We start from the raw sequence: 2,533 nt of genomic DNA on the forward strand, positions 1-2,533 counted from the left end.
CGCACCTATCTCACCAACATCGCGATATCGCATACGTGAAGCACGTACAGACGCGCTCTACTTTCGACTTGCCTACGGATCATGAAAGCTGGGACTATCGCTTCTATCGTCCGTGCACTGAGATTCCCGATACCATCTGGAGACTCCCGGGGCGAAACCTGTGGGATGATGATCCGACACCGATATGAGACGGCGAGGATATCCGCTCGCCGGTGGATTTCGGTTACAAGCCACCGTTCTTATTCACCAGTAAAATTGAGAAGGCGACGGCGGAACTGAAGGAGACGAGCTTATAGCTCAGCTAGAGACAACGAAGAGATAGTCCCATGAGCATTGAAGACGTGTCCGATGAGACATCGGGATTTCCGCAATGGCAGACTACAGAGTCGTCGTGTTTTTCGGACGACGTCGATCAGGTTACAGCGGATGATGAAGGCACGATGGAAGAGAATGCGAACAAGTGTTACGGCGTCATTCACCAAGGAGTACACCATGCATCGTTCAAGAGCAACGTCGCTCGGGCTTCTGGCATTGATTCTCATGTTGACCGGCCTACTGGGAGCCTGCGCAGGAGGATTGGTGGGAGGCAAAGAGAAAAAGCGAGCGTATTTCAACAAACTGGAGCAAGAGACCCTGGAGCGTCTGGTCAAGGAGCATCCGGAAGCCAAGAGAGAATTGGCGGAATCGGTCGGCTATCTGGTTGCGGAACAGGATGTCGTCAAGATTCCGACGGTGGGATGGGCGAGCGGGGCCGGTGTCGTGATGGAAAAAGCGACCGGCAAGCGGTCGTATTTGAGGATTCCCGAACTCCAGTTCGGTTTGGGCTGGGGGGGCCGGGTGCAAAAGATCGTGATGGTCTTTCAAGACCCTGAGACGTTACGGGAGATTGCAGATGGAACGTGGTACGCCGGCGGCTCGACGGAAGCCGCGGCCAAGGCAGGCGATGTGGGTTTCGCAGGAGCCAGCGGGACAGCGGATTTCCTAAAGAGGGGCTACACGTCCTATGTGCTGACCGACGCGGGGGTGTCGGCGACCGCGACTGTGTCCGTCTTGCGCGCGCAACCCTATTCAATCGATTAAGCAACGCCCAGGGGCCCCTGTTACTTTTGACAGTTTCAACTGACAACCTGAAGTGGTACGCAAGTTAGGATGGAATGGCGAGCAAGAAGCAACGTGCATGCCAAGTCCAGTCGGTTGGCCATGTGGGTTTACGCTGGCCGCTGATAAAGCTTAAAAAAACCGAAAGCTTCGGATGCCGATTGCCGCGATACCGTCCCGGCCGTAGACCGGCAACTGCGCATCCAAATTGATTCTCGTCCTGCGGTGATCGAAGACACTCTTGAGGAAGTTGCGTGAGATTGTGACGAATACACAAACCCGAACAATCGGCGCCCCCTTGCGGTTTCGTAGTGTGTTGCTCGCCGGGTGCATTGTTCTGGTCGGCTGCTCCCATGCTGTCGATCAGCCGGCGGCGCCAAGCGGTCAGCCGATGCAGCGCTTCAAAGTATTGACGTACAACACACTGCATGGGCTCGAACCGAGCGGGCTGATCGTCAGGCCCAGTGAATCGAAGGACGCTCATCAGGCACGGCTCGATCTCCAATTTCAGCAATTATCCGTCATCCGGCCCGACGTGATGCTCTTGCAGGAAGTGAATCCCCTTCCCGAGATGGCGGAAGCCTATGTTGCGGCCATGAAGGAATTCGGCCTGACATATGCGCAAGTGCATCAGGTCGACGCGTGCGGCGTTCGGCTTGCGCCGAGGCTCGCGGTAGTTCCGGCATTGAACAACGGTCTCGCCGTTCTGGCAAAAGCGCCGCTTACAGTGAAGAAATTGCGTGGAATCAAGCTGAGCGGCGGGTTTGGCGGATGCGCGGATTCCGTCGGGATGCAGACGGGTGAGCTTCGCTATGCGCTCATTGCCGAAATTGAAAATCCGGATACCGGCCGCAGGCTCCTGGCGGTGAATCTTCATCTGCATTCCGGTATCGAGCGGAACGCCTTCTTCATTCAGAAGATCAACGAAGCGGTCGAACAGGGGAGAGTGCGTCGCGAAGACTTTGAGCCCATCGTAGACGCAATGGAAAAGGATCAAGAACGGCGACTCGGTGAGGTCCGACTGCTGATCGACGAAATACGGAAATCGAACGACGCCGGAAATTATCTCGGGGTCATCGTGGGCGGCGATTTTAACTTTGAGCCGGATGATCCAGAGTATCGTGAGCTGCAACGCGCGGGGCTTCGGGACACCTATACGATCGCGAGCCACGACGGCAACGTCTACAGCCTCGATCCGCAGCAAAATACGATCGCCGCCCAGGGATTGAAGGAAGTCCCATCCGCGCTTCGCGCAGCGATGGAGAGACTTCCGGAAAGCCGACAGCAGGAGATTCTGTCCGGGTATCAGAAGGGCATCAGTCAGGCGAGGCGCGTCGATTTCCTGTTCTTGATGAGAAACGCGGTGAGCCGTCCGAATGGGTGCTTGAAACAAGAATTGATCGGGCAACCAAGGACGGTCTCGACCATGCCGGGG

Annotated in this window: 2 protein-coding genes; both read left to right on the top strand. The window is 56.4% G+C overall.

The genetic code is table 11. The features are described 5' to 3' along the window. Positions 1-492 precede the first annotated feature (492 nt). Positions 493-1,080 carry a lipid-binding SYLF domain-containing protein gene (locus ACOSYY_RS11210; protein WP_421662455.1) on the top strand — a complete coding sequence of 196 codons (588 nt, stop codon included), beginning with the start codon at positions 493-495 and terminating at the stop codon, positions 1,078-1,080. A gap of 280 nt (positions 1,081-1,360) precedes the next feature. Continuing rightward, the coding region (locus ACOSYY_RS11215) for an endonuclease/exonuclease/phosphatase family protein (RefSeq protein WP_421662457.1) at positions 1,361-2,533 on the top strand (1,173 nt) is incomplete at its 3' end.

This window comes from Nitrospira sp. BLG_2 (assembly GCF_049222245.1).